Source organism: Thermococcus sp. LS2, assembly GCF_012027375.1.
Taxonomy (GTDB): domain Archaea; phylum Methanobacteriota_B; class Thermococci; order Thermococcales; family Thermococcaceae; genus Thermococcus_B.
Genome location: NZ_SNUI01000002.1, coordinates 181,721 through 208,371, shown reverse-complemented (window position 1 = coordinate 208,371; position 26,651 = coordinate 181,721). Strand labels below are relative to the sequence as shown.

Annotated in this window: 25 protein-coding genes and 2 tRNA genes; 18 read left to right on the top strand and 9 right to left on the bottom strand. The window is 40.8% G+C overall.

Annotated features, from left to right (window positions below; translation table 11 throughout):
* The first annotated feature begins 197 nt into the window (after nucleotides 1-197).
* The 12 genes from E3E24_RS03635 to E3E24_RS03580 all read left to right on the top strand — a co-directional run bounded on the left by E3E24_RS03635 (nucleotide 198) and on the right by E3E24_RS03580 (nucleotide 10,399).
* Nucleotides 198-710 carry a KH domain-containing protein gene (locus E3E24_RS03635; protein ID WP_167885673.1) on the top strand — a complete coding sequence of 171 codons (513 nt, stop codon included), beginning with the start codon at nucleotides 198-200 and terminating at the stop codon, nucleotides 708-710.
* A gap of 26 nt (nucleotides 711-736) precedes the next feature.
* A complete protein-coding gene (gene aspS, locus E3E24_RS03630; RefSeq protein ID WP_167915661.1) occupies nucleotides 737-2,053 on the top strand; it encodes an aspartate--tRNA(Asn) ligase in 1,317 nt (438 codons plus the stop codon).
* A 68-nt stretch (nucleotides 2,054-2,121) separates the two neighbouring features.
* Nucleotides 2,122-4,173, top strand: a complete 2,052-nt coding sequence (locus E3E24_RS03625; RefSeq protein WP_167915660.1) for a DNA cytosine methyltransferase — start codon at nucleotides 2,122-2,124, stop codon at nucleotides 4,171-4,173.
* A 52-nt stretch (nucleotides 4,174-4,225) separates the two neighbouring features.
* Nucleotides 4,226-4,582 carry a peptidyl-tRNA hydrolase Pth2 gene (gene pth2 / locus E3E24_RS03620; RefSeq protein ID WP_167885670.1) on the top strand — a complete coding sequence of 119 codons (357 nt, stop codon included), beginning with the start codon at nucleotides 4,226-4,228 and terminating at the stop codon, nucleotides 4,580-4,582.
* A gap of 9 nt (nucleotides 4,583-4,591) precedes the next feature.
* Nucleotides 4,592-5,860, top strand: a complete 1,269-nt coding sequence (truD, locus tag E3E24_RS03615; RefSeq protein ID WP_167885669.1) for a tRNA pseudouridine(13) synthase TruD — start codon at nucleotides 4,592-4,594, stop codon at nucleotides 5,858-5,860.
* A 10-nt stretch (nucleotides 5,861-5,870) separates the two neighbouring features.
* Entirely contained in the window at nucleotides 5,871-6,572 is a 702-nt protein-coding gene (locus tag E3E24_RS03610) for a phosphoglycolate phosphatase (protein ID WP_167915659.1), read from the top strand.
* Between the two features lie 46 nt (nucleotides 6,573-6,618).
* Nucleotides 6,619-6,696: transfer RNA gene (locus tag E3E24_RS03605), tRNA-Ala, on the top strand.
* A gap of 9 nt (nucleotides 6,697-6,705) precedes the next feature.
* A tRNA-Val gene (locus E3E24_RS03600) sits at nucleotides 6,706-6,783 on the top strand.
* Between the two features lie 284 nt (nucleotides 6,784-7,067).
* The gene (locus E3E24_RS03595) at nucleotides 7,068-7,700 is read left to right on the top strand and encodes a DUF257 family protein (RefSeq protein WP_167915658.1); all 633 of its coding nucleotides are present in this window, start codon (nucleotides 7,068-7,070) and stop codon (nucleotides 7,698-7,700) included.
* 301 nt (nucleotides 7,701-8,001) lie between these two features.
* Nucleotides 8,002-8,748, top strand: a complete 747-nt coding sequence (locus E3E24_RS03590) for an ATPase domain-containing protein (RefSeq protein ID WP_167915657.1) — start codon at nucleotides 8,002-8,004, stop codon at nucleotides 8,746-8,748.
* 145 nt (nucleotides 8,749-8,893) lie between these two features.
* Nucleotides 8,894-9,625, top strand: coding sequence for an L-serine kinase SerK (gene serK / locus E3E24_RS03585; RefSeq protein ID WP_167885663.1), 732 nt, complete (start codon nucleotides 8,894-8,896; stop codon nucleotides 9,623-9,625).
* Nucleotides 9,626-9,724: 99 nt separating this feature from the next.
* Nucleotides 9,725-10,399 (top strand): HAD family hydrolase, encoded by a 675-nt coding sequence (locus tag E3E24_RS03580; protein WP_167915656.1) that lies wholly within the window; start codon nucleotides 9,725-9,727, stop codon nucleotides 10,397-10,399.
* Nucleotides 10,400-10,423: 24 nt separating this feature from the next.
* Here the strand turns inward: E3E24_RS03580 and E3E24_RS03575 are convergent, their stop codons facing one another.
* Together E3E24_RS03575 and E3E24_RS03570 are read right to left on the bottom strand one after the other, a co-directional pair.
* A complete protein-coding gene (locus E3E24_RS03575; protein ID WP_167915655.1) occupies nucleotides 10,424-11,296 on the bottom strand; it encodes an AEC family transporter in 873 nt (290 codons plus the stop codon).
* 166 nt (nucleotides 11,297-11,462) lie between these two features.
* Entirely contained in the window at nucleotides 11,463-11,804 is a 342-nt protein-coding gene (locus tag E3E24_RS03570) for a cupin domain-containing protein (protein WP_167915654.1), read from the bottom strand.
* Nucleotides 11,805-11,946: 142 nt separating this feature from the next.
* Here E3E24_RS03570 and E3E24_RS03565 point away from each other — a divergent pair, with 142 nt between their 5' ends.
* The 3 genes from E3E24_RS03565 (at nucleotide 11,947) to E3E24_RS03555 (ending at nucleotide 15,993) form a co-directional block, all read left to right on the top strand.
* On the top strand, nucleotides 11,947-13,317 hold the full coding sequence (locus tag E3E24_RS03565) for a TldD/PmbA family protein (protein WP_167915653.1): 1,371 nt from the start codon (nucleotides 11,947-11,949) through the stop codon (nucleotides 13,315-13,317).
* Nucleotides 13,318-13,322: 5 nt separating this feature from the next.
* Nucleotides 13,323-14,648 (top strand): TldD/PmbA family protein, encoded by a 1,326-nt coding sequence (locus tag E3E24_RS03560; RefSeq protein ID WP_167915652.1) that lies wholly within the window; start codon nucleotides 13,323-13,325, stop codon nucleotides 14,646-14,648.
* A gap of 127 nt (nucleotides 14,649-14,775) precedes the next feature.
* Nucleotides 14,776-15,993, top strand: a complete 1,218-nt coding sequence (locus E3E24_RS03555) for an MFS transporter (RefSeq protein WP_167885657.1) — start codon at nucleotides 14,776-14,778, stop codon at nucleotides 15,991-15,993.
* Nucleotides 15,994-15,996: 3 nt separating this feature from the next.
* Here the strand turns inward: E3E24_RS03555 and E3E24_RS03550 are convergent, their stop codons facing one another.
* On the bottom strand, nucleotides 15,997-16,344 hold the full coding sequence (locus E3E24_RS03550) for a 6-carboxytetrahydropterin synthase (protein ID WP_167885656.1): 348 nt from the start codon (nucleotides 16,342-16,344) through the stop codon (nucleotides 15,997-15,999).
* A 168-nt stretch (nucleotides 16,345-16,512) separates the two neighbouring features.
* Between E3E24_RS03550 and metG the strand changes: the two genes are divergently transcribed.
* A complete protein-coding gene (metG, locus tag E3E24_RS03545; protein ID WP_167885655.1) occupies nucleotides 16,513-18,711 on the top strand; it encodes a methionine--tRNA ligase in 2,199 nt (732 codons plus the stop codon).
* Here the strand turns inward: metG and E3E24_RS03540 are convergent.
* Nucleotides 18,708-19,541, bottom strand: coding sequence for a winged helix-turn-helix transcriptional regulator (locus E3E24_RS03540; protein WP_167885654.1), 834 nt, complete (start codon nucleotides 19,539-19,541; stop codon nucleotides 18,708-18,710). The two genes, metG and E3E24_RS03540, sit on opposite strands and share 4 nt — an antisense overlap.
* A gap of 24 nt (nucleotides 19,542-19,565) precedes the next feature.
* Nucleotides 19,566-20,759, bottom strand: a complete 1,194-nt coding sequence (locus tag E3E24_RS03535; protein ID WP_167885653.1) for a hypothetical protein — start codon at nucleotides 20,757-20,759, stop codon at nucleotides 19,566-19,568.
* Nucleotides 20,760-20,950: 191 nt separating this feature from the next.
* Between E3E24_RS03535 and E3E24_RS03530 the strand changes: the two genes are divergently transcribed.
* Nucleotides 20,951-21,448 carry a hypothetical protein gene (locus E3E24_RS03530; protein ID WP_167885652.1) on the top strand — a complete coding sequence of 166 codons (498 nt, stop codon included), beginning with the start codon at nucleotides 20,951-20,953 and terminating at the stop codon, nucleotides 21,446-21,448.
* Between the two features lie 74 nt (nucleotides 21,449-21,522).
* Here the strand turns inward: E3E24_RS03530 and E3E24_RS03525 are convergent, their stop codons facing one another.
* Genes E3E24_RS03525 through E3E24_RS03510 form a run of 4 tightly spaced genes read right to left on the bottom strand, consistent with a single transcriptional unit; the run spans nucleotide 21,523 to nucleotide 25,104 of the window.
* A complete protein-coding gene (locus tag E3E24_RS03525; protein WP_167885651.1) occupies nucleotides 21,523-22,284 on the bottom strand; it encodes a sulfite exporter TauE/SafE family protein in 762 nt (253 codons plus the stop codon).
* 31 nt (nucleotides 22,285-22,315) lie between these two features.
* On the bottom strand, nucleotides 22,316-23,080 hold the full coding sequence (locus E3E24_RS03520) for a sulfite exporter TauE/SafE family protein (RefSeq protein WP_167885650.1): 765 nt from the start codon (nucleotides 23,078-23,080) through the stop codon (nucleotides 22,316-22,318).
* A gap of 14 nt (nucleotides 23,081-23,094) precedes the next feature.
* Nucleotides 23,095-24,093, bottom strand: a complete 999-nt coding sequence (locus tag E3E24_RS03515) for a M42 family metallopeptidase (RefSeq protein ID WP_167885649.1) — start codon at nucleotides 24,091-24,093, stop codon at nucleotides 23,095-23,097.
* Between the two features lie 9 nt (nucleotides 24,094-24,102).
* Nucleotides 24,103-25,104: a 2-hydroxyacid dehydrogenase gene (locus tag E3E24_RS03510; protein WP_167885648.1), complete on the bottom strand. Its 1,002-nt coding sequence runs from the start codon at nucleotides 25,102-25,104 to the stop codon at nucleotides 24,103-24,105.
* Between the two features lie 102 nt (nucleotides 25,105-25,206).
* Here E3E24_RS03510 and proS point away from each other — a divergent pair, with 102 nt between their 5' ends.
* A complete protein-coding gene (proS, locus tag E3E24_RS03505; protein ID WP_167885647.1) occupies nucleotides 25,207-26,649 on the top strand; it encodes a proline--tRNA ligase in 1,443 nt (480 codons plus the stop codon).
* Nucleotides 26,650-26,651: the final 2 nt, after the last annotated feature.

The window sequence follows — 26,651 nt, the reverse complement described above, 5'->3', positions numbered from 1 at the left end:
AAGTTTAGCGATAGTGTTGAATTAGTTATGCTAAACCTAATGCCTTTGAGCTAGTATGAATTTACAGATACTCCATGAAAATCACGAACTTCTTACCCTACGGCATCAGTTCAGCTATGATAAGGTTTTTAAAGAGCTCTCACAAAAAAGTGTTAGCTTGTTATGTTCATTCTTCAATATAAATAGGAGGTGAGCAAATGAAAGCACCAATCTGTGAGGTTTGTTTGAAAACTGACGACATTCTCTGTCCGGCAGATGAAAAAAAGCTGCAAGAGGGGATTATTTCTGAGCTTGACGTTAAAATTGCAAGATTGCTCTATAAGCTCTTGGGCGATGCTGACATAGAGTTCAAGAAAGCTGTTGAGGCTGGAGATCTAATCGTTATTATGGTCGGCGAGGGCGATGTTCCGCTTACGATAGGTAAGGGCGGAAAGAATATCAAGCTTCTCATGAGGGAACTCGGGAAGAGGATTAGGGTAATCGAGGGTAGGGAGATCAAAGGAACAGACGACGTTAAGAAGCTTGCAACTGACCTCTTCTATCCAGCAAGCATATTCGGAGTTAACGTAGTCTACAAGCCAAATGGTGGGCAGTATTACAAGGTCTTGGTTCTCCAGAGGGACAGGAACAAGCTCCCTGAAAAGCCTGAAGTTTTAGAAAACATCTTGGCCCAAATCACAGGAAAAGAAGCTAAAATTGCTTTCATCTGAATTTTATTCTTTTTGGAGGTTTGAGAATGTATAGAACACACTATTCAAGTCAAATAACTGAAGAACTTAACGGACAAAAAGTTAAAGTTGCGGGTTGGGTTTACGAGGTCAAAGACCTTGGAGGAATCAAGTTCCTTTGGATTAGAGACAGAGAAGGCATCGTACAGGTAACAGCACCTAAAAAGAAAGTTAGTGAAGAGATTTTCAAATTAATTCCAAAGCTAAATAGCGAAGACGTTATTGCTGTAGAAGGAATAGTGAACTTCACACCAAAAGCTAAATTAGGATTTGAAATTATTCCAGAGAAGCTTGAAATTCTTTCAAAGGCTGAGACGCCCCTTCCATTAGATCCAACAGGAAAAGTTAAAGCAGAGCTTGACACCCGCTTAGACAACCGCTTTATTGACTTAAGAAAGCCAGAAGTTATGGCAATCTTCAAAATCCGCTCAAATGTCTTTAAAGCTGTAAGAGAGTTCTTCCACAATGAGGGCTTCATAGAGATACACACTCCAAAAATTATAGCCACTGCCACAGAAGGCGGAACCGAGCTGTTCCCAATGAAATATTTCGAGAGAGATGCTTTCTTGGCTCAATCTCCACAGCTTTACAAACAGATAATGATGGCCTCAGGCTTGGATAGAGTTTTTGAGATTGCCCCAATATTTAGGGCTGAGGAGCACAACACGACAAGACACCTAAATGAAGCATGGAGCATTGACGCGGAGATTGCCTTCATTGAAAATGAAGAGGAGGTCATGCAAATACTAGAACGCTTAGTGGCATATGCAATCAACTATGTAAGAGAGCACAATGAGAAGGAACTTAAAATTCTCAACTTTGAACTCGAAGAGCCAAAGCTGCCGTTTAGAAGAATAACATACACTGAGGCACTTGAGATTCTTAGAGACTTGGGCAAAGAAATTCCTTGGGGAGAGGACATAGACACTGAGGGAGAGAAGCTCCTTGGTCAATATGTCAAGGAGAACTACGATGAGGACTTGTACTTTATTTATCAGTATCCAAGTGAAGCTAAGCCGTTCTACATCATGAAATATGATGACAACCCCAAGATCTCAAGAGCTTTTGATTTAGAGTACAGAGGCGTTGAAATAACCTCTGGTGGTCAGAGAGAGCACCGCTATGAAGTTCTCAAGCAGCAGATAGCAGAGAAAGGGCTGAACGTTGAGAGCTTTGAGTTCTATCTAAAAGCCTTCAGATATGGGATGCCTCCCCACGGGGGCTTTGGCTTAGGTGCTGAAAGACTAATTAAGCAGATGCTCAACTTGGGTAATATTAGAGAGGTTATATTATTCCCAAGAGATAGGAAAAGATTGACACCATAACAGCTTTATACTACTTTTACCCTTTTTCAATTTAGGTTTAATTTAATAATCCCCGGAGGAGAAGAAGCATGAAGCGGATAGCCCTAATGTTGATTGGACTCTTGCTTTTATCGACGGCTCCAGTGGTAAAATCCATTTCTGTTCCAGAATACGCAGGATTGAGTTTGATTGAACTGGGCTTAAAAGATTCCGTTGTTTTCGGCAATTATGAAATTAAGTTTGCGGACGTTGATCCATATTGGACAAAAGCGGCATTGGACATTTACGAGAACGGTGTCAAAAAAGCAACAGCAGTTCTGGGATTAGGAGATAGCTATTACTACCCCAGCTCCACAAATACCCTCCTCAAACTTACATTGAAGTGGGCTCGGTCAGACAAAAAGACGATTCTAGTTGCAATTGAGTCCCCCTTAGTTAAAATTGCTTTAGATGAAAAGCTCAATGAGGGAGAGGCCTATGCTCTACCATCAGGGTTCCCCAGCATAAAGATAAAGCTCGTCGATGCTTATGACACAAGTGCTAAGTTCACCGTTTACTTGCCCTACACGACAATAACCAAAACAGTTAATGAAAATGATGGATTTGGAATTACCTATCAGCTAACTGATGATGTATCATACTACCCTTATGTTTTTGTGGTGTTAAAGAGTTCCGTAAACAATGAATATGCTACAGTTGATATTTATGTCCCCAAATATGCTGCAACAACTTTGAAAATAAAAAGAGCAACCACAGAAGAGACAACTACAACCGAGACTACACTTGAGCCAACAGAGCTTGTATACAACGACATTTTGTATGTTGGAGAGATCCTTACAATAAACTACAATTCAACCGTGTACAAGCTCAGGCTTAACTCAATAGGATACTACTCAAGTTTGAGCTTATTTAATGAGAACAACACCCCACTAGAAACATTTAGGGTGAAAGAGGGAGGTAGCTATACAAGCAAGAAAGCTCCAATTAGAATTGAGATACCCCCAAACAGTGTTGATTTAGTATATAACCGAACCTACATCAAAATTTATGCTCCAAGTGGTGCAGAAGTGCTGCCGATAGTTAGAGAGGCTAAAATCAAAGTTGATTTGAGCACAAATGTTAAGGAAATGCTTCTCAATGGTGAAGAGCTTATAGTATTCGTAAATGTCGAGAACCAAGGAAGAGGAAAAGCCTTTGACGTCAATGTAATTGCTCCCCTGCCAAACAACTTTGAGCTTAAGAGCGGAATTGGAACATGGTCGCTGAAAACTCTCGATGCATTTACAAAGATGCCTGTTTTGGTGTATACCCTAAAGCCAACCCAAGTTGGTAAGTATGACCTTGGAAAGGTGAAAGTAGAATACTACAATGAAGCTGGACAGAAGAAGGTTGTAACTTCAAACGAGGTCAGAGGAATTGTGGTGTACTCAATTCCTGAGATTTCACTTTCAGCAGAAGCTTTCAACGGAACTTGGAGCACTTATGTTACAACACAAGAAAAGAGCGTTAAGCTTAGATTTAAGATATCGGCTGGAAAAGGAAACCCTGAATTTGAGTTTATAAAGAATGCAACTCTTGAACTTATCCTACCAGACAGCATTGATGGTGAAACAACGATTAAACTCGGCGATATAAAAGCTGGAGAGGAGAAGATAGTTGAAGGGCAATACGTCATCCTCAAGCAAGCAGTTTCAATCATCGGCGCAAAGCTCAAATACCAAGACCCACTCGGCAATTGGCACGAGAAGTACTTTGGAAACCTGTTAATTGTCAATTCAATTCCACCAAAAGTCATTGTTGAGGAGAAAGTTCAGAAAGTATATCCAAAGCCAGAAGAATTACCCGATTATATAAAGAAGACCCTAGATAGTCTAAATAATCCAACACCGCTTGCACAAGCAATTGAAAACGTTACAGTAAACTACCTTCCAAAGAAGCTAGACTACAAAACTCCTTTAATAGTGATTCTGCTAATATTAGTCGTTGCTCTTGGAGCTGCAACAGTAAACTACAAGAACAAGTACGAAATTGTCAAGAGTAAGCTGGAGAGGAGAAAGAAGAGACCCGGAGGGCTTCCAAAGAAAGAAGAAGAGGAACAAGAAGTTAAGACTCCAGAAGTTGAAAAAGAGGAAGTTCTCTGAACTTTTCTTAACCTTTATATACTCTTTTTCTCCCCTATTTTAGGGATGAAACATGTTCAAGTACAAGCAGGTTATGGTAGTTAGGCAGGATTTAAAGCTCAGCAAGGGGAAATTGGCAGTTCAAGTTGCCCATGGTGCAGTTACAGCAGCGTTTAAGGCATATAAGGAGAAACCAGAATGGTTCAAGGCATGGTTCCATGAGGGACAGAAAAAAGTAGTTGTAAAAGCTCAGAATGAAAAGGAGCTCTTTGAGTTAAAAGCGGAGGCAGAGAAGCTTGGAATACCAACTGCCCTTATCAGAGATGCCGGATTAACTGAAATTCCCCCTGGAACTATAACTTGCCTAGCAATTGGACCTGCACCTGAAGAGCTTGTTGATAAAGTTACAGGACACTTAAAACTGGTGTGAGTGATATAAATGGACTACAGGGAGTTTTTCAGACAATTTAAGCATTTAAGTGAAACTCCAGGCATTGGGGGAAAAATTAAACAGAAACCCGAGGATTTCATAGTTGTTGAGGTAGTCCCAAAAAGGTTGATTAGCAGGGGACCTTGCTTAATCTACAAGCTCAAGAAGAAGAATTGGGAAACAATGGCAGCTATAAAAGAAATCGCAAAAAGAATTGGAATCCATTATAAGGATATTGGGTTTGCTGGAACAAAAGACAGACATGCATTTACGGTTCAATACATCAGCATTTGTGATATCACATTAAAAGAAAAACTTGATTCTTTGAAAATTCAAGATATAAAGCTCGAGTTTGTTGGTTATGGCAAACCCTTAAAGCTCGGCATGTTGGTTGGGAACAAGTTTAGAATCGTAATTAGAGAGCCAAATTTACCAATTGAGGAAGCTTTTGAAAGAACAAGGGAAATAATAGCTGAGCTTAAATCTAAAGGAGGATTCCCAAATTATTTTGGATATCAGCGCTTTGGTGAGAGAAGAGTTGTGAATCACGAAATCGGGAAGCTCCTATTGAAAGGACAGTTTGAAGAGGCTGCAATTAAATTTTTAGGTGAATATACCGGCGAAATGGAAGGCGATGAAGCTAGGAAAAATTTCCTAGAAACTAGGGATATTGAGAGAGCATTAGAAGAATTTCCGAAATTCTTGAGATACGAGAGAGCGATGCTCTATCGTTATAAAGAGACCGGAAGCTGGAAAAAGGCGTTTGCAGTCCTACCAAGACCAATTCTCAGAATTTTTATACACTCATACCAGTCGTATCTCTTCAATAAAGCCCTCTCTAGAAGAATTGAGGAATGCCTACCTCTCAATGAGGCTTTAGTGGGCGATATTGTCTGTCAAGTTAAGCGCGGGATTCCTTTGAGGAGTAAAACCTTCAAGGTCACACGAGGAACACTAAGGCTGGTAAATGAAAAAATCAAAAAGGGAGAGGCAATGGTTACAGGCCCAATATTTGGTTTTGCTTCTCGTTTAGCAGACGGAGAAATGGGGAAAATAGAGAGGGAGATACTTGAAGAGGAGGAAATAAGTCTAAAAGAGTTCAAAATGAAAAGCCTAAAAATTCTGGCTGAGCCCGGTGGAAGGAGGGAGCTTTTAATAAAGCCTTTAGAGTTTAAATATAAAGCCCTCCCCGAAGAGAATGCTCTAGCTTTTAAGTTCTTCCTTCCTAAAGGGGTTTATGCTACAAGCGTCTTGAGGGAGATTATGAAGGATCATTGAGGTGATTTGCATGATTAAAGTTATTTCGGTGGATATTGACGGAACAATAACCTATAAAGATAGAAGGCTTCACGAAGAGGCTCTCAAGGCCATTAGGTTGGCTGAAAGCTTGGGGATCAAAGTGATGCTTGTAACAGGAAATACTGCAGGCTTTGCAATGGGAGCTAGCATTTTAATTGGGACAACAGGGCCAATAATAGCTGAAGACGGTGGAGTTGTCGCGGATCATAAAGGAGATAACCGCATTTATCTTGGGGACATGGGAGAGTGCATGATACTTTGGAGCGAGCTGAAGAAACGCTATCCTGAGGCAGAAATGAGCTACACAATGAAATATGGTGAAAGACGAGCTGGACTTGTTCTGAAGAGAACTGTTTCTGTTGGAGTTGTTAGAGAGCTCATAAAAAAACTTGGATTGAATCTAGTTGCAGTTGATTCTGGATATGCAATCCACGTGAAACAACCTTGGGTCAATAAAGGCAATGGGATAAAGAAAGCCTGTGAAATCTTGGGTATTAAGCCAAGTGAAGTTGCCCACATTGGAGATGGCGAGAACGATTTGGACGCTTTTGAAGTCGTTGGTTACCGAGTAGCGGTCGCTCAAGCTCCAGAAAGTCTGAAGAGAAAGGCAGATTACATAACTAAGAAACCCTATGGAGAAGGTGGGGCCGAGGGAATACTGCATGTTTTAAAAAGGTTCGGCTATATCTAAGGCGAAAACTTTATAAACTCACTTTAACGTCTATAATTTGGCGGGTGGGCCGGTAGCTCAGCCTGGGATGAGCGCCGCCTTGGCAAGGCGGAGGCCCCGGGTTCAAATCCCGGCCGGTCCACCAAACTTGGGCGGGCCCGTGGTCTAGACTGGTTATGACGCCACCCTGACAAGGTGGAGGTCCGGGGTTCGAATCCCCGCGGGCCCACCATCCAGCCCAAAAACGTTTCTCATCATTTTTATCCTCTCCAAGCACTCTTTTAAATCTCAACAATCTCCTTTGGAATTCTCACAACAGCATACTCGGGATTATGCAAGTAAGTGCTAGGAGATATATGCTTATCGTAGATTCCCTACAAAATTCTTTTGGAAAATTGGAGAAGTTTGGAAGTTTTTACAAAATATAGGGGTGAAATGTTCTCATAGTTTTGGAGTAAGAATTACATACGTAAAGTATTTTAGGGACTTTGCGGAGATATCATAGGAGGGTTCTACATGAAGGGGGATGTTGGTGAAATTTGGAATAGTCTTAAGTTTGGGGAGACTGTTTTAATAGAGCATGATTCACACACTAGTCCAGCGTTATGGGTTTATTACTTGATAAAGTGGGCTAAAGGGAAAGGCTATGATGTGCTCGTAGATGATATTTTGGACACTCTCTACGTGTATAGGGCCCACCTAAAGTTAGCTGGACTTGATACGAGTATTTTAAATGATGTTAAAGTCATAAAGCTTGGTGGTAGGTTAAATGTTGGACAGGTCGTTGGTCATCTTCACATTAAAGAACCGGTAATTCGAGAGAGCAAGTACAGAGCACTCTTAGACTCATTGCCAAGGGAGCGGGTAATAAACCCTGTTTTGGGCTTTGAGAAGCTTTTCCTATTAGTTGAATCTGAAAGGGAAGTGTTTGAACTCGTTAATTCGATTTCCTCTTTTATTGAGGATGATAGGAGGATTGCGTTTTATTTCATCAACACAGACTTGTTGAAGAAGATGCCGCATGTTTTATCATTGCTTGAGGAGCTCGCGAGTACAGTAGTTAGGGTAACTAAGCACGGGAGGAGTTTTTCCCTAAAAGTTGTGAAGTCAGTGAACGATGAAATTGATGGAGTGGAAGTGAGTATGTGAGGTATAAGCGAGTTAGCAGGAATTTTCTTTCTTTATCCAAATTTGTATGAAACTTAGCTAGTTGTTTAATTATCCCTCTTATGAGACATTGCTCTTTGGGCAGTATATAGCATTTCTAACCTCAAACAGTATTGTTTTTTGAATATTAAAAATTATTAGCCAAAAATCTTTTCCAGTGTGTTTAATACTTGACTAAAATTTATTATTTTTTGACTTTTTTAAAATTGTTGCAAGTTTTTAAATTTTTAAATCGATAAGTTTTTTTTGATTAAAGTAATAACAAATAATAGGGGATTTTAAAATGATTCGTGGAATAATTAAGACGGGAATACGTGAGATAGATGAAGCTTTGAGAGGAGGGCTAGTTAACAGGGGGACTTTGCTAATATCCTATGATAAGAGATCTTTAGGGTGGATACTTGGATTGAAGATATTTAAGAATCTAATAAACTACGGTGCAGTTGGCATAATACTCAGCACTACCTTACCACTTTCAAAACTTAAGTTGAGGGCAAAGTATCTTGGCATAGATATTGAACAAGAGGGGAAAAAGGGAAATCTCTACATAATTGACCTTTTTGGATCAAGATATGAGATTCCACAAGCTGAGCTATATGTTTATCAGATAAATGATTGGCACGATGAAACAGCGCTTCCGAAGTTGATAAGATTGTACAGGGAGGTTGCTTCTAAGGCACCCAAGAATAAGCCGATTGTTGTCATTGTAGCCACTTTGGAAGGACTATATCATGAGTTTGGAGAAGATTTCATGAATAAGGCCATCAAAGCCTCATTAGCAAGTTTTGAGAAGGGAGAACTTAAAGAATTAAACATAATTACAATTTCACTTTTGAACAGGGAAGCGGTTCCTGATATTATCAATGCTTGGCTTTACAGCATTAATGATCAGGTTATAGAATTTACATCACATATAACTCCTGAGGGATTCGAAGAAACTATCTTAATACTCAAGTCTTCAATTCCAGGCTTTAAAGTAAAATGCTACACAATGAAAATTGCAGAAAGAGAGAGCATTGATATCTTCTGAATTTTCTCCTACAATTGAGATAAATCTCTCAATAAAAAGCACTTGGAAAAGGATAAAGAAACTTTGCCTTTGCAAAGTTTGTAGGAAAAGCTTTTTATTCCATAAAATGTTTCACAATAATGTAAAGCTTTTGGGAGGTATGTTCATGGGAGTTGAAAAGGTTCCAAAGTACGATATTCCAGTTAAAAAGGTTGAATATGTTTTTATTGAGCTGGAAAAAATGAAACCTCATGAACAACTTGTTCAAAAGGAGCTTGAGGCATTTATTGAGAGTGTTACTGGTTCAGGTATTTTCTGGAAGCCGATGCTTTTAGCTAAAGTTCCCGGTGAGGATATGTATCTGATTGTAGATGGTCATCACAGATGGGCTGGTCTTATGAAGCTTGGAGCTAAAAGAGCGCCATCAGTGATTTTGGACTATTTCAGCAATGATGTAAAGGTTTATACTTGGTATCCAGCTTTCAAAGGCGACTTGGAGAAAGTTCTCGAAAGATTAAAGAAAGAGGGGCTTACAGTTGAAGAGTGCGAAGATGCTGAAGAGCTGGCAGAAAAAGGAGAGATTGCCTTCGCTTTAGTTGGCAGAGATAAAGCCTTCAAGATTCCCGGTGGATTAAAAGAGCAGAAGCTTGTAAGCAAAGTTCTTGATGAGATGAGCGTTGAAGGAGAGATTGAGCTTATCTACTATGGTCTCAAAGAGGATGCAAAAGAAGACATGAGCAAAGGGGAAATTGACTATGTCTTCATAAGAAAAGCACCAAGCAAAGAAGAAGTTATGGAGCTTGTAAAGAAAGGGGAAGTTTTCTCACCAAAGACAACAAGACACGTATTGCCATTTATACCAGATAAGATTGACGTCAAGCTTGAAGACCTTTTCTGAATAAAGTTTTTAACTTCCTTCTTTTAATTCTTCTTGACCAATGATGACGGATCAACCGGCTGAATAGTGATGATATCGGTCTTGTCTGAGGTGTGCAAATTGATTAGGGCATTAATTTTCGATGTTGATGAAACATTGGTGTATTACGAAAGTTACAACACTGAAGCCTGGTTTAGTAGATACCTCAAGCCAGCACTTCAAGAGCGTGGTATAAACCTAGATTTTCTCACTTATAGAAAGATGGTTAAGGGGATTCTCCCCAGAAGTTATGTTGAAACTCTTGGCATAAACCATGTAGAATTCTGGAAGCTTGTTGATACAGTGAATCTTGAATATCGGAAAGCATTAGCAAAAGAGGGCAAGATTAAGGTCTTTCCAGATGTTCCTCAAACTCTTCCCGAGCTAAAAACAATGGGATTGAAGCTTGCCGCTGTAAGTAATGCCTCCCAAGACTGCACAGAATTTGTGCTGAGGCTTTTTGATTTGAGGAAATACTTTGACGCTGTTTTTGGTAAGGATTATTCTTATCTTGACGGCGTAAAGCCAAATCCCTACTTGATTCAGAAATCCCTCAAAGCTCTGAATGTCTCTCCCAATGAGGCCCTTGTTGTTGGAGACAGTGAGCTGGATGTAAAAGCAGCACATAGAGCTGGAATTAAAGCGGTTCAAGTTTTGAGATTTAACAATTTTGTTGATGATGCTGATTATCATATCAAAGACCTTAATGCGCTTGTAGATTTAGTCAAAAAGTTAGTGAATGAACAAAGACATTAAGGGAAGTAATCTTTTCAAAAGAGGCTACAGCAGAATACGTAATATTACAAACAGCAAAATTACCAAGAGTGTAAGGACTATTGTAACTCCAATACTCTCCTCTTCCTTAAGTTTGTACTGGGCTAAGATGACGTTGGCAACAATGGCTGGGGGCATTGAGGCTTCAACAAGTACTGCCCAAAATATTTCCTTTGGAGCATTAAGTGTTAGGAACACAAAGATAAAAGGCAGAACTATTCTAAAAGCTGCAACCTCCAAGAGTTTTCTTATCTCAAACTTCCTCAAATTTATCGTTGAGCCAAAGTAAACCAAGATCAGTGGAATACTCCACCATCCGATTTTGTGCAGAATATCAAGGAAGTGAGAAGGTAGGTTTATTCTGCTAATAACAAGGACTAAAGCTAGCAAATTTGCAGTTACGGGTGGAAACCTCAGTGCTCTTTTTACTGTTTCCTTCAATGAAGCACCGCCACTTGAGTAGTGAGCAGCTATGAAGCTTGAAATCGGAAGAACTATCAGCGTATTCGTACTTGCATAAATGATTGCTGGAGTCAAATCTTCCAAGAACAAGCTTGCTATTGGAAATCCTAAGGCGACAGTATTTGGATATATTGAGAGAATCATCAAAGCAGCTCTCCACTTCTTGTCCTCTAATCGTAAGCCGTAAAGATAAGATCCAACGAGGGAGACTCCAATTATCAAAAATACGTACATGAAAACAACCTTAATCTCCATTAGGTATTCCAAATCCTTCGAGGCAACGTTTGAGAACACATAAAATGCCAAAAGGACATCACTGGCGAGAAATCTAATTACAGAAAAAGGTTTTCGTGATTTAATCATCCTTTTCAGCAAAAATCCCACTACAATTAATGATAGCATCTCTGGGATATTCATGATTTGAACTCAATTTGAGCGTTAAAATCTTTTTGGTGATTAATTCTGCTCCCGACTATAATCTAAATTGAGTATTCAAAAGGCTTCTTGGCGAGAGCAATGAGTTCAACTGCAACTTCTTAGTTCCAGAAGTGGAAGGGAATTCAGAAAGGAGCTAAAAGAAAAATCACTCAAGCCAAACGCTATCATCTCCAAAATAGTTCAACTTAACCACAAAAAGTCTGAATGGCTCTTCATTTTCATTGATAACCCAATGAACAGTCTTGGGCTTAACTAAAAAGATATCTCCAGGCTTTGCATCATATTCTTTTTTTCCAATGCCGAGCTTTGCTTGTCCGCTAATTATGTAAAACAGCTCGTACTGCTTCTCATGATAGTGCTTTGGAACAGTCTGCTTTGGTTTAATTTCAACTATTTGAGCATAGCTTCCCTCGGGAAGCTGACCTTCAAATAATGGAGCTTTCTTATAAGTTCTCCTATCAATGAACTCATTAATTTCGGCTTTCATTTCCTTCACCTCTAGTGTAATTTAATTTTACTTCTCTAAAAAGACTTCCTTCAGATGAGTATTTAAGTGTTCAAATCTGCGCAAAATCCTTTTATATGGTGGTAATGTAAATTACTTGGATGAACAATTTGGGGTGATCAACATGCAAGATGTTCTTGAAAAAGCCCTTGAATGGGCGATGAACAATCTGAAAGCAGAATACATAGAGTTGCGCTATGAGAATCTCAAAAAAACCAATCTTGAACTTAAGGATGGAACTTTTGTAACATTCACCAACAGAGTTCAAAGAGGAGTTGCAATAAGAGTTCTTGCAGATGGAGCTTGGGGTTTTTCCTCAACCAACCGCTTGGAGAACTTAGAAAAGGCAATTGACGAGGCATACAAGCTAGCAAAGGCTGGAGCAAAAGCAAAGAGGGAAAAGATTCAGCTTGCTGAGATAAAGCCGGTTGAAGACGTTGTAAAAAGCAAGATGAAGATTAAGCCAGTCGAAGTTGACATTGATGAAAAAATTGATCATCTTAAAGAACTTGAAAAACTCCTTAAGGAAGATAAAGTTGTCAAGTCCACAATGATTCGCTATGAAGATGCAAGCGGTGAGAAGATTCTCCTTACAAACGAAGGAACAAAGATAAGGTGGGACGTCAACTATCTTGTCCAGTACATCTGGACAACTGGAAAGGAAGGAGATAAGTTAGCTGCAAGCAGAGACTCAATAGGGCAGGTAGATTATGGCTGGGAGATATTCGAGACAAAGGAAACTAATGAAGTTGTTGCTCAGAGAGTTTTAAAGAAGCTCCACGCTCAGCTTAACGGTGTTGCACCGAAAAGAGGAGAATTCCCGATTGTTGCGGGGCCAATTATAGTTGGAATCATTGCCCACGAGGCTTTAGGGCACTTGGCTGAGGCTGATCTTACAATTAACTCACCGTTTAAAGACCTCATGGGTAAGCAAATTGCACCTGAGTTCGTTACAATGAGCGAGAGAATCGTTGATGGCGGCTTTGGAAACGACAAATATGACGATGAGGGCGTTCCTGTTAAAGATATTCACATCATCGAGAACGGAATTCTGAAGGAACTTATGGTCAATAGAGAATATGCCCACAAGTGGGGAATTGAGCCAAACGGACATGCGAGAGCCCAAGACTACACTTTTCCACCAATTATCAGAATGCGCAATACAATTTTTGAGCCCGGCGACTGGAGCTTTGAAGAGATGATTGAGGACATTAAGTTCGGCTATTATGTCGTTGACTTTAGAGGAGGTCAAGCTCAGCTCAATTCAGCATTCCAAGTTGGTGTGCAAGAGGGCTATATGATTGAGAACGGTGAAATTACAAAGCCAATAAGAGACACTTCTATCAGCGGAATTGCAATTGAAGCTTTAAAGAAGATAACTGCTGTGGGAAAGGACTTTGGAATTGAGACAGGTTTCTGTGGAAAGGGACAGACAGCATTTGTTAGTTCCGGAGGACCTCACATGAGATTTGATGGAGGAATAATCATCGGGTGATTGAAATGGAAGAGCTCATCCGCTATGGAGAAAAGTTTTTTGACGAGCTTGAGATTGCTGTGTATAGAAACAGAGACGTTGGAGTTAACATTGAGCTTAACGAGGTCTCAACTTCCTCTGTGAGACAGAGAACAATTACTGTAATTAGGGGCATAAAGGACAAACGCATAGGAATAAGCATAATTGACAGCGAGGATAAAGAGGAAATCAAGAAAGCGATTGAAGAAGCATATAAGATGGCAAAGCTCAATGCTCCAGATGAGAAGTGGGTTTCACTTCCGGAGCCTGGCAAATATAGAGAGCCAAAGAAGATAAGCAAGGAAGTTAAGGAGGTTTCTCCAGATTACTTTGTGGACTTAGCAACCAAAGCCATCAAGCTTGCCTTAGAGAAAGACAAAGGCTTTGTTGTTGCTGGTGGCGGAGGAGGAGCAGAGTGGAGCGAGAGCTTAATTGTAAATTCTCATGGCATAGATGTCTTCCAAGAAGGGGGTGGAGCTTACTTCTACCTCGAGCTCATTGGGAGGAAAAACGGCAATGTAACACCGGGTATATTTGAATTTGATGCCAAGCTCGGCTTGAACCTTGAGGTTGAGAAAGTTGTTGAAGATGTTGCTCAAAAAGTCAAATGGGCCTACAACGTTGAGAAAAGCAAGACCGAGGAGGCAAAGGTGATAATCGGGCCATGGGCAATGGCTTCCCTTTTAAGTTATGCGCTCTTCCCAGCCTTCAGCGGTGAAAGGGTAATTAAAGAAACGACGCCATTACTGAACAAAGTTGAGCAAAAAATTGCAAGCGAGCTTTTGACAATTTACGATGATCCATTCCATGAGCTCAGCTTAAAGCCAGTTATAGCTGACGATGAAGGAGTTCCAACGAGAAAGAACATTCTCATTGAAAATGGCATCTTCAAAGGCTTCGTGTGGAACAACTACTGGGCCAAAGTTTATGGAACAGAAAGCACTGGAAACGGGACGAGGAACCTCTCAACAGGTGGAATTGGCATAGGATTCCACAACATTGTCATTGAGAAAGGAAAAGAAAGCCTAAGCGACTTGATAGCTGATATTGACCATGGCTACCTCGTCGATGGATTCCAAGGAGCACACTCAAGCAACCCAGATAATGGAAACTTTGCAGTTGTAGCAAATCCCGCTTTCCTAATTGAGAACGGGGAAATCAAAGGCTCAACAGTCTTCATGATGTCTGGAAACGTCTATGAGCTCATTAACCAGATTTATGCAATCAGTAAAGAGCAGAAGGTAATTCCGTTCCACGGAACGACAATAACTCCGTGGATTGCCTTTGAGAATGTTAAGATTGCTGGGAAATGAATTCCCATTCTTTTTTACTCTTTTTCAGCTGTTGCAGATGCAGAAAACTGAGGCTCTGAAGCAGAAAGCAAAAACTTTATAAATTCTACTTTACAAAGTGTTTATAAAAACCATAGACGTGGTAATAATGAAAGAGGGTCTCGGTAGAAATTTTTGGCTCTTTGCAGTTGGAAGATTTGTGTCTCAAATAGGGTGGGCAGTTCACGAAGTTGCCCTTCCTCTGTACATCCTTGATAAAACCCAGAGCGGGGGTATGATGAGCGTTTTTGTTTTGGCGGATATAATTCCCTCCTTAATCTTCATGCCCTTTGCTGGTGTTGTTGGTGATAGATACAACAGAAAAGCCCTGATGGTAGGTTTTGATCTGCTTAGGGGAGTTCTTCTTTTTGGAGTTATTTTTCTCAACCTCTTTCAGATATATCAGCTTCTTATTCTTCAGATTGTTCTTGCGATAATGAGCACATTTTTCGGGACATCTACAAGTGCCATGTTCCCTGATCTGGTTGAGTCTGACAAGCTTGAGAGGGCGAATTCAATAGTGAGCTCCCTCTCAATAGTTGCCCGCCTCATTGGGCCAGCACTTGGTGGTCTGGTATATGCAATTGGAGGTGTAAAGCTTGCGTTCATGATAAACGCACTGAGCTTCTTTGGTTCAGGCATCTTTGAACTGCTGATAGAGTATGAATGGAAAACAAGAGAGCTGGAGAGCTTTGGTGAAGTTATAAATGATATAAATGAAGGACTGTCATTCTTACTATCAAGTCGTTATCTCATAGTTTTGATGAGCTTTGCCCTGTTTATGAACGCCTTGGGACAGCCATTCGGTTCTGTATTGGAACCATACGTTTACAGGATAGTTTTAAAGCTCTCAAGTCAACAATTTGGGGTTCTTCAGTCTTCACTTATGGTCGGAATGCTTTTGGGCAATATGTTGGTTGCGGTAAAACTTGGAAGAACAGCTGGAAAACTGTTTTTTAAATCCCTTTTCTTCAACGGTGCTGTGATGGTTGCCTTTGTTTTTTTGATTTCTCCCTTTGTAATGATTTCTACAGCAACGGTATTTGCATGTCTGCTTGCAATAAACCTTCTCTGGGGCTTTAGCAGTGCAATAATCAGCATTCCTCTACAGGCAAGAATTCAGAGGGCAGTGCCAAGCGAACTCCGGAGCAGGGTGTTTTCAGCTCTGGGGATGCTCGTAAATATTTCAACTCCACTGGGGCTAATGATCATAGGCCCCTTGCTTGACCTCTATCCAGCATGGAAGGTTGCCCTTGGTATCTGGAGCTTGATGTTTTTGGTGGTGATCATTTACTACATCAAGTTTAGGGATGTGCTGAGCGGCTGAACTTTAGAATTCAAACTCGACTCCGTTTTCATCTCCTTCCCAGAGGACAATTCTCTGAAGCTTGACATTTGGAGGCAGTTCTTCTTTAACCTTTTGGGCAATCCACATTGCTATATTTTCGGTAGTGGGGTTGTCAAAAAACTTATTGAGATTTTTATGCCTCAAGTTAGCTATAACGCTTTCAACAATCTTTCTGAGCTCTAAGAAATCAATTACATACCCCTCCCTAAGCTCTCCCTCTACAACTACTTCAAGCCTGAAAGTATGACCGTGGATTTCTTCTGGTTCCCCATTGATAACAACCGCATGAGCTGCATCAAATTTGAATTTCTCCCTTACTCGTGCTTTCATGTAATCACCAAAAGACTTTCTGCTCTCATGTTAAATAATGTTCGGTGGAGATAGCATTAGTTTATGCATAACTGAGCATATTTTTATCTATTAAAAATAACTCACCGTAATGTTTAAATTTCACAGCACTTATAAAGCCAATAACGTTAGTTTTTCGAGGTGATAACGATGACAAGATATATGGTAACATCAGCTTTACCTTACGCTAATGGCCCCATACATGCAGGACATTTGGCTGGAGCATATCTGCCAGCGGATATCTTTGTCCGATATCTTAGACTAAAAGGGGAAGATGTGGTTTACATCTGTGGAACCGATGAGCACGGGACGCCGATAACATTCAGGGCGTTGAAGGAGGGCAAGAGTTCGAGGGAGATTGTTGACTACTATTACGAACACATAAAGACCACTTTTGCAAGGGCTAAGATAAGCTTTGATTACTTCGGAAGAACGGAGTTGCCAGTTCACTACAAGGTCAGCCAGGATTTCTTCTTAAAAGCCCTTGAGAACGGACACCTTGTAAAGAAGGTAACAAAGCAAGCTTACTGTGAACACGATAAGAGATTCCTCCCAGATAGGTTTGTAATTGGTACCTGCCCTTATTGTGGGGCTGAGGAGCAGAGGGGAGACCAGTGTGAGGTCTGCGGAAGGCCGCTAACTCCCGAAATTCTAATAAATCCAAGGTGCAACCTCTGCGGAAATCCCATAACCTTCAAAGATTCAGCCCATTATTACATCAAAATGCAAGACTTCCAGGAAAAGCTTAGGAAATGGATTGAGAGTAACGAACACTGGAAGCCCAACGTTAGGAATACAGTTCTTGGATGGATAAAGGAGGGACTTGAGGAGAGGGCTATAACCAGAGACTTGGACTGGGGAATTCCAGTGCCACTTGAAGATGAAGATATGAAGGGCAAAGTTCTCTACGTTTGGTTTGAGGCTCCAATAGGATACATATCGATAACAATTGAGTACTTCAAGCGCATAGGTAAGGAAGAAGAATGGAAAAAGTACTGGTTGGCAAATTATGACGGAGAAGAAACAAAAATAATTCACTTCATCGGGAAGGACAACATACCATTCCATGCAATTTTCTGGCCGGCTTTCCTAATGAGCTATGGAAAGTTTAAAGATGAAAACGGAGAATTTGAGTGGTTACTGCCTTATGATATCCCAGCCAACGAATACCTCAACTTGGAAGGCAAGAAGTTCTCAACTAGCAGAAACTGGGCCATTTGGGTTCATGAATTCCTGGATGAATTCCCCGCTGACTACCTCCGGTACTACCTAACGGCAATAATGCCCGAAACGAGGGATTCGGACTTTAATTTCAAGGACTTCAAGGCAAAGATAAATGAGGAACTAGTTAACATCCTTGGAAACTTTGTCCATAGAGCTCTAACCTTTGTTAACAGATATTTTGATGGAAAAGTTCCTGAGAGAGGAGAGCTTGATGAATTAGATAGACAAGCGTTTGAGGAAATTGAAAAGGCATTTGAGGAAGTTGGAGAGCTGATAGCGAAATACCGCTTCAAAGATGCATTGAAGAGAGTTATGGCATTAGCCGCTTTTGGAAATCGCTACTTCGATTACCAGCAGCCTTGGAAGACCGCAAAGACTGACAAACAGAGAACAGCAACAACAGTCAATGTTTCCCTCCAGATAGTCAAAGCCCTTGGAATACTCATTGAGCCGTTCCTCCCAGATGCAAGCGAAAAAATATGGCACCTCTTAAACCTTGAGGAGCTTAAGAAGTGGGAGTTCACCGAAATTCCGGCTGGACATAGAGTTAGAAAAGCTGAGATACTCTTTAGGAAGGTCACTGATGAAGACATCATATTTTTCATAGTTAAGCACATCGCCAGAGGAAATCCAGAGAGCGCAAAACTTCTTCTTGAAAAATACTATAAGATGGACGAAGTCGTAAAGGTTACCCTTGAGAAGTTTGGCGAAAAGAGAAAGGAGGAGGCAATGGCAATACTTAAGAGCATCTACGGGGAAAAATTTGAGAAGAATGAGAAGAAAAGGGAGGGTAAAAAGATGGAATATATAAAGTTTGATGATTTTGCAAAGCTTGACCTGAGGGTTGGAAAAATCATCGAAGTTAAAGACCACCCAAACGCAGACAAGCTCTACATCGTCAAAGTTGACCTCGGAGGCGAAGTTAGACAGTTAGTTGCGGGACTTAAGAAGTACTACAGCAAAGAGGAGCTACTCAACAAATATGTTGTGATTATAGCAAACCTTGAGCCGAAGAAACTCCGTGGTGTAGAGAGCCAAGGAATGCTTTTGGCTGCAGATGACGGTGAGAACGTTGCACTGCTGATGCCAGATAAAGAAATAAAATTGGGGGCAAGAGTTCATTAAGGTCTAAGTTCTACCCAGTTCTCTTTTCTTCCCCTGATTATTTTCACTAATCCTTGCTTTTCGAGGCGTTTAAACATCCTCCACGCTGTAGTTTTTGGAAGCCCTAGAGCATTTCTAACTTCTGCTTGACTTGCTCTTCCACCTTTTTCAAGGATGTATAACAATGCATTTCTTTCTTCGTCATTTAGGTCGAATTTTTCTATCTTCTTTAAAAATGCCTCCTTGTCAACTTTAACGTCTTTTGAGACCTTTTTGCGGGAGATCAGCTTTATCCCAATAAATACTGCACTGATAGCTAAAACTCCCGCAAGGAGATAGTATACCACATTTTGAGAATTCCTCTCCACGTCGTATTCTAAAGTGTACGATATACTTTGATTTCCTGGCGGCATGGAAATAACATTTGAGCTTATCGAGAGAGGAATATCGCTTAAATCAACAACTATCGCATTTTCTGGAAGCACAACCTTAAAAGGGTAAGGGGATGAAACGTTTAGAGTCCAAACAAGCCCATGCTTGGAAGTTAAATCAGGAGTGTAATATGAGACTTTTATAAGCTGAGCATCGTTAACATAAATTATCACACTATTCCCAGAAACTTCAAAATTGAGAGGATTTCCATTTTCATCCTCCACAATTAGGTTTTCATAATCTTTACCCAAAAGAGGAATGCTTATTTGAACAGCATATTCGCTGGGGATAATTTGATAATAAACCTTAACGTATCCATCTCTATAAATGGTGAGCTCTAAATCAGAAACAGTGAATTCAGCACTAACCAACGGAATTGCAAGCAAAGCGATCCCAATTAGAGCCATGATTTTTCTCATTTAACCACCTCCAAAAATAAAAAATCAGGAATGGGAAAGGATGAACTGCTCAACATTGTAGAGCAGTCTCAGTGCAATGCCAAAGTGCTCCTTTGCGAGGGCAGGTTTCCTCTCTTTGAGCAGCCTCAACCCTATTTGTAACTCTTGTGCAGCAGTTCTAAGCTCAATTTCAGATCTTCTTGTGTTAACTCCTCTGTTTTTGAGCTCTTGTAATGCTCTAGCGTCTTTTCTAATCCTGTCCTGCATCTCCCTGAGGAATGCACCAACATCTCGTTTTATCTTCTCATCAACAAATCTTTCGTGAATCTTATTGAGGCTCCTGAAAAATGCGTCAATCTTTGGCTTGTTTTCAATTATCACTGTTAGAGCATCTTTCCACTTTTTCTGCTCTGCCAAGCTTTTGACTTCTTCATAAATGGATTTTATCTCCTCAAGCTTAGCCTCTGCTTCGGAGGTATCTATTCCTCTCGCTTTTGCTTCTTGTATTGCTCTCTCAGCAAAGGTTATGCCCTTGTCTGTTCTAACTAAAAACTCTTTTACAATCTTGTCAGCGTTTGCATAAGCTAATTTCTTCCTAACTTTCCGTAACTCCTCATCAAGCTGTGCTTTCTTTTCCTTTGCTACTTGGAGATCTTCTCTTGCTTTTTCAAAATCTTTTGCTCTGATATCGTCCAACACAACTTTGTATGCTTGCTTTGTTTCGTTGTAAAGCATTGTCAAGTTGCTAACGTCAATTCCCTCTTTTTCAGCCATATGGATTGTCTTCTCAACGAATCTGAAGTATTGAATTGTTCTCTCTATCTCAGCCCTTATCCATTCTCTTGCCCTCTCAACTTTTTCTTTTCCTTCTTTTAACTCTCTCAAAACAATCTTGTAGTGTTGCATTGCAGTTAACGCGTCAAGTATTGAGTTATAATAATCGCCGTTGTTGAACTCTTCAAGTGCCTTTTCCTTGAACTCCTCTGCTTTCTCATAATGCACCAATATTGTTGAGTTCTCTGGGAGCTTGTCCTTTATTGGTTCAACTCTTTTTTCAGTAAATTCGCTTAACTTTGTAAGTTGGTTAATGAGCTGTTCTGCAATTATCTGCTCCCTTGTTGCGTTATTAAGAGTCAGCTGCTGAACCGCTGTTGTATTACTGGCCTCATCCTGGGCCATGCTAAATGGTATCAGACTTCCAAGAAGCAACACTACTAGCGCCAAGGCACTCCATCTCATGGACATCACCAGTTATGAATGTGAGTTCAACTTATTTTAGGAACCCGGTGAAAAGAACGTTTCGGAACGTTCCACTTATTGATTTGGATTTGTCTTTCGAGTATTTAACTTTTTTGAGCAAGAAAATTCTAAGATTTTGAATTTGAAACGACAAGAAAAAGAATAAATATCACGAACTCAAATTTGGTACGGTGACATTCTTGAAGAGGGAACAGCTTAAGTTTATCCTGCTCAATCTTGCGCTCCTCGCTTTTCTCCAGCCAGGATCAATAGCTTTTGCCAACTTTGACGCTCCCTATGGCTTCCTGAAAGATTTGTCAGCATGGCTAGAAGCCTATGTAGGAGCCATGCCACTTGTTCTCATATACGCTTTTTGGAACCGTGAAAAGCTTGGAAAGAAACTAATCACGGGCTATTTGGTATTCGCTGCACTGCTGATATCCTTTGCATATCACATATCTAAGCTTGCATTCGCTGGGGTGAACTCAAACTTTTCATTCACGGATTTCTTAATACTCTGTCCAATAAGCACGTTGTTAGCCCTTATGTTCCTGATTCCAAGCCTTATGTACATTTACAGGCTCTATTATTCGTATGATTGGCCTCTGGTAATAGTGGAAATTTTGGTAGCTCTTGCCACGTTTCTAGTGTACACAAAGTTAAGAGAGGAGGTAAAGAGCTATCTGTAGCTATCATCAGAGCAAAGCCTAGACTCAAGAATGCCATAGCAAATGGTTAAATTAACTTTTGGGTTATGAAACACTCAAGGGACAGCAAAGCCTAGGCCCTTCAAAATCATCCTAATTGCGATTATGGTAAGTATCAGCGAAAAACTCCTCTTAAGATGCTCCGGATGTGTATTGTGTGCAATTTTAGCTCCCGAAAAGCCTCCCAATATTAGTCCCGGGGCTAGTAATATGGCTTTGTCAAAATGAACTTGTCCAAGTGTATAATGTCCAATTACACCAGCTAGGGCCGTGAAGAATAAAGCAACGCTTGAAGTACCAATGGCATAGTGAATTGGAAGTCCCAACGAATAAAACAGCGGAACGTTTAAAATTCCACCACTTATTCCTAAAAGTCCAGAAGAAAAACCGGAGATAATTCCTATCATTGGAACCTTCTTGTAGTCAACTTTAACCTTCTTTTTTGTTGAGACTATTTCAGTTTCAGGCTTTTTAATCAGCTTGTATGCAACGTATATCAAAGCAAAACCAAATATCGCACTCAGCTGTCTTGTATTTAGGAATGCAGTTATGTAGGCACCAAACAATGCAGATGGGATTGAAAATGCTTCCTTTAATATCACAACTTTGAAAAGAACATTTTTTCGTCTCAAATGCCCATAAGCAGATGCAAAAGAACTCATAGATATACATGCCAAACTTGTCCCAATTGCATCATGGATGGGCAAACCCATGAGAGTTAGAACAGGAACTATTAGAAAACCTCCGCCAACCCCGAATAGACCAGCGAGCAAACCTATGAAAAAGCCAATGAAAATGTTGAGGATATACTGAAGCATGAAAAAGAGTAAAAAAGAACAATTTTAAAGATTACGGAACCGCAATTCCCAACCCTTTTAAAATCATTCTCAAGGCTAATAACGCTAAAACTACTGCAAATGCTTTTTTCAAGTTTGAAGCCTTAGTTCTCTTTGCTATCCTAGCTCCGAGCTGTGCGCCAATTATCAAGCCAGGAACCAAAAGGACAAGCCACTGAATTTCAACGTTTCCCATCATGTAATGCTTGATTGCCCCACTTGTAGCGGTGAAAACTATTGCAAAGCTTGAAGTTGCAACGGCATAGTGAATTGGCATTCCAAGCCAAACAAGGAATGGGACGTTTATTATTCCCCCTCCAACGCCGAGTAGCCCTGAGGCAATTCCCGCGAAAAATCCACCAACTGGAACGAACTTGTAATTTATTTTAACATCCTCTAGCCTAACTTCACTTGGCTCTGCTGTCTTCTTGCGGTAAATCCTAATTGCAACAAGTATTAACGTAGCACCAAAGATCACCTTAAGCTGTGCTGGATTCAGCAGAGAGGTCATCCAAGCCCCAATGTATGCTCCGATTATTGCAGTGCTTGCCAATAGGAGTCCAGCTTTGTAATGAACTCTTTTCTGCCTTGAATACGCTAAAGCAGAACTGAGCGAAGTAAATACAACAGCTGCTGAGGACGTTCCTACAGCGTGGTGAATTTCAACTCCCAAGAGGTTGAGTGTAGGAACTATCAAAAATCCCCCACCCAATCCGAAAAGAGCAGCTAAGATTCCTATGAAAACACCAACTGCGAAATAGCTGATATATTTGAGCAATTAATCACCTCCATTTAAAGCTCAAACACTATTGCCTCAATCAGCTTTATCAAGGCATCTAAATCATTCAAGTGAAGCATCTCCACCTCGCTGTGCAGATATTTAATCGGCACACTTAAGGCAAGAACTTCGCTTTTATGCTGGAATACAGACGCATCAGTCCCTCCGCCGGTAACACCTATCTGAAGAGGTATCCCGTTCCTCTCAGCTATCTCAACAACTCTCTTTGCGAGTTTTCTTGTGTAAACTGCTGAGTTGTCCACAGCCCTAATCACAGCACCTCTGCCTAATTTAACGTCTCCCGTTAAGAAGGAGCAGCACGCAAAGGAGTCGATGGCAAAAGCAAACTCTGGGCTGTAATGCTCCGCCAAAAACTTAGCGCCCTTAAGCCCTATCTCCTCCTGCACAGTGAAGGCGAAGATGAACTTTCCATTCAAGTCGTGATCAACTAAATCTTTGATAGCCTCAAACAGTGCAACAACGCCAAAGCGGTCATCAAGAGAGCGAGTTGCAACATAGCGATTGTTTAAAACAGCAAAGTGCTTTTTGAATACAGCATAATCTAAGGGTTTAACAAGCTTAAGGGCTTCCTCTTTTGATTCTGCACCAATATCGATTTCCAATGCATGCCAAGGAATCGTGTCAAACTTCCTCTCGAGGTTGAGGTGAACTGGTGTAACGCCGATGACTCCATCGAGCTTTCCATTCTCTGTTATCACATCCACATGTCTACCAATCAATAGCCTGTCATCAATGCCGCCGATTTTCCTGAACTTCAGCTTTCCATCATTTGTTATTCCTGTAATTAAAAGGCCGATCTCGTCCATATGTGCCATGAAAATTGCTTTTTCCTCTCCCTCTCCGAGCTCAACTATCAGATTTCCTATTCTGTCAACCTTATAATCGGCGAAGGGTTCAATCCACTCAATCAGCTTTTCCCTAACTTTCTCCTCATATCCAGAAATTCCGGGGATTTGAGTTATCTCCCTAAGCTCTTTAATAAGATGCTCCATACTATCACCTCACAGCATCTTTATGCTTTCAACTGGTCTAATCTTCAATACCTCCTTGTTTACCAAATCCTCTGGAACCTCTCCTCTGAGGACTTTAAGCAAGTTTTTAACCGCTTGAAATCCCATATCTTCCATTGATTCTTTAGAGAGGCCAGCGTAATGGGGTGTTAAAACTGTCTCCCACTCCATCTCAAACAGCTCACTCTCTTGGATAGGCTCCTTTTCAAAGACATCTGTTGCATAGCCTTTCAGCTTTCCTTCTTTGAGAGCTTTAATCACAGCTTTTTCGTCAACCAATACTCCACGCCCAATGTTTACAAGGTATTTGCCTTCCATGAGCTTGAGTCTCTCCTCGTTAATTATGTGGTATGTCTCTTTTGTCGCCGGAAGTGCCAGAACGATGATGTCGCTCTGTTTGAGAACCTCTTCAAGGGGCAGATATTTTGCATCAACTTCCTTTTCTATGTCTTCTTTCCTGCTCCTTGACCAGTATAGAATTTCAGTTCCTAAGGCTTTGGCTCTTCTTGCTATCGCTTTTCCAATTGCTCCCATACCGAGAATTCCCACCTTTTTACCATAAACGGTCTCAATATCCTTAAACCCACTCCATACAATTCTGTGGGATTCCCATTTTCCCTCTCTAATAAATCTATCTGAGTAGGTTATCTTTCTGAGCAGAGCAATCATTAAGCCGATAGCAAACTCAGCAACGGCCTCACTTAAAACTCCGCTCACCTTTGTGACATAAATGCCTTTTCTCGTTGCTGCATCAACATCAACATGATCATAACCTGCGGAGTGGCAGCTTATTACTTTAAGGTTTTCAGCTTTCTCAATTATCTCCCCATCAATTTTGTTAAGAGGTGAAACTATAAGGCCATCATATTGGTGAATTACTTTAATAAGCTCTTCCTTTTTGGGATACAGTAGAACATCAACGTCTGCATATTTCTTTAGCTCTTCCAGCGGCTTGCTTTTCATCTTAAATAAAACTGCAACTTTCGGTTTCATGCTATCACCTTTAGATGTTTATCGAAACGAGCTAATAAATCTTTTTGATTCCAAGCGAAAAATTAAAAACTTCTTCTGAAGTCTTAAGGGGTAGGTGGTGTTATGAAGGTAGAGCGAAACAAATGGCAGAACAATTTCAGCGAGTGGTACAATGAGCTAATCGAAACGGCTGGAATACAAGATAAAAGGTATCCCGTAAAGGGAATGAACATCTGGCTTCCCTACGGTCTTAAGATAATGAGGAACATTGAAAGGTTCATTCATGAGGAGATGGAAAGGACAGGACATCAAGAGGTTCTCTTCCCAGCATTGATTCCAGAGACTGAGTTCCAGAAAGAGGCCGAGCATATAGCTGGATTTGAAGGCGAGGTTTTTTGGGTTACTCATGCCGGTCACGAGCCTTTAGATGTGAGACTAATTCTCAGACCTACGAGCGAGACCGCTATGTATTCAATGTTTGCGCTTTGGATTCGCTCTCATGCAGATCTGCCCTTCAAAATATACCAGATCGTTAACGTTTATAGATATGAGACAAAGCACACGAGACCACTGATTAGAGTTAGAGAGATCAGCAGATTCTTCGAAGCTCACACAGCTCATGACAGCTTTGAAGACGCCGAGAGACAGATAAAGGAGGATTTAGAGATATTTGACAACTTAGCTAAGAAGCTTGCCTTACCGTATATAATTTCAAAGAGGCCAGACTGGGATAAATTCCCTGGTGCTTACTACTCGCTCGGTGCAGAGGTAATAATGCCTGATGGAAGAACCCTGCAGATAGGAACGATGCACAACTACAAGCAGAACTTTGCAAAAGCATACAACATAATGTATGAGAAAGAAGATGGGACACATGAATACGTTTACCAGACAACCTACGGAATGAGCGAGAGACTCTTGGCTGCTGTCATTGCCATTCATGGCGACGATAGAGGAATGGTTCTTCCACCAACAATTGCACCAATTCAAGTGGTTATAGTCCCAATTCCAAAGAAGGACTCACCGTATGATGTCTTCGCCTATGCAAGAGAGATTGCTGAGGAGCTTAAGACCGCCGGCATAAGAGTTCATGTTGATGAGAGAGACATAAGACCAGGAAGGAAGTTCTACGACTGGGAGCTTAAAGGAGTTCCACTGAGGATTGAAGTAGGGCCAAGGGATGTTGAGGGACAAAAGGCTGTGCTCGCAAGAAGAGACACCCTTGAAAAGTTCACAGTTGAGAGAGCTGAGCTTATTGAAAAGGTCAGAGAAACACTTGATGCAATAATGGAGAACCTCTACGCAAGAGCTAAAGAATTCCTCGACAGCCACATTAAGAGAGTTGACACACTCGAAGAGGCAAAGAAAGTCTTTGAAGACAGAAGAGGAGTCGTTGAACTCCCATGGTGCGGTGAGGAAAGCTGTGGACTTGAGATGGAAGAAATCCTCGATGCGAAGATGCTTGGAATTCCATATCCAGAAGAGACAGCAAAGGTTGAGGGCAAAAAGTGTGCTCACTGTGGAAAAGAAGCAAAGTTCATCGCAAGATTTGCAAGAACTTATTGAAT